This is a genomic window from Pseudomonas sp. RIT-To-2 (assembly GCF_029623465.1).
GTDB lineage: Bacteria > Pseudomonadota > Gammaproteobacteria > Pseudomonadales > Pseudomonadaceae > Aquipseudomonas > Aquipseudomonas silvicola.
Genome location: NZ_JAPYKM010000096.1, coordinates 1 through 1,013, shown reverse-complemented (window position 1 = coordinate 1,013; position 1,013 = coordinate 1). Strand labels below are relative to the sequence as shown.

General features: G+C 62.9%; 1 pseudogene. It reads right to left on the bottom strand.

Going from position 1 to position 1,013, the window contains the following annotated elements:
* Positions 1 to 1,013 (bottom strand): annotated as a pseudogene (locus tag QBK88_RS30690) (hypothetical protein); the annotation flags it as partial.

Below are 1,013 nucleotides of genomic sequence, written 5' to 3'. Positions count from 1 at the left end.
TAGTAGGGAACCCAGCCCCCACGCCCGAACCTTCGCGATATCCGGCAGGCAGAACCGCCTGCTTGACAACCTGCGCCTCAACCTTGGCAGCAACCTCCGCCAACTTGCCGACTCGGTTCGCCGGAATCGCATCCAGCATCAAGCCGGCTTCATCCTTGGCCTTCACCGCCGCGCTCGCCGCCGCGTCACCCTGAAAGTCGTACAGCGCTTCCAGCACCTTGGTGGTGTCGTGCTTCTCCCAATAGCTGTTCCACGCCTGGTCCGTCGATACCGCCGCGACCAGCCCGTTGGCAACGCCCGACGACACACTGCCGACCGTACCGAAAAAGTCGTTCGTCAGGCTGTTGGCCAGCGCCCAGTAGTTACCCGCCGTTTCGGTGATGGCCTCCTTGTAGCCTTGCGTCGTCCCTGTCAGCGAACCCGATACGGCCCTGTACCCATCCGCGGAGTAGTTGAGGTTTTTCTCGTAGAACCGGTAGTCCTCATTGCTGGCCACATCGAAGCCAGGGTTGAGGTATTCCGAATTGATCAGCTTGTCCTGGTATTGGTCGCCATGCAGCAGTTGGTAGGCCTGCACCAGCACAACAATTTCGCCCGGGGTGTACACCTTCTCCGGCGCGGCTGAAGGTAAACCGTTGACCAGCAGCGGGGTGTCGTAGGTGCTGCCCAGTGGCGCCAGGGCGATGCCCAGGTACTTCAGGGTGGTGCTGTCCGGGGCGTCTTCGTGGCGGGCAATCACCGCGTGCCAACCGGCGTCCACGTAGTACGCCAACGCCTTGGCCAAGCGGTCTTCAGCCTCGGCGTCGCTGATGTTGGCTTCCTGGGCCAACGCTGACGCCTGCGCTTTGAGCAGCGCGATTTCCTTGGGGTGCAGTTGGCGGTTGTAGTGATCTACGCTTGCGGCCACCTGGGCTCCGGTGATCTGGCCAGCGGTCGACTGCCCCGTAGCACCCGCGGCGCCAATCCCGACACCGGCGGCGATGACGGAAGCCAGGGAGTTGCGCTGGGTTTCA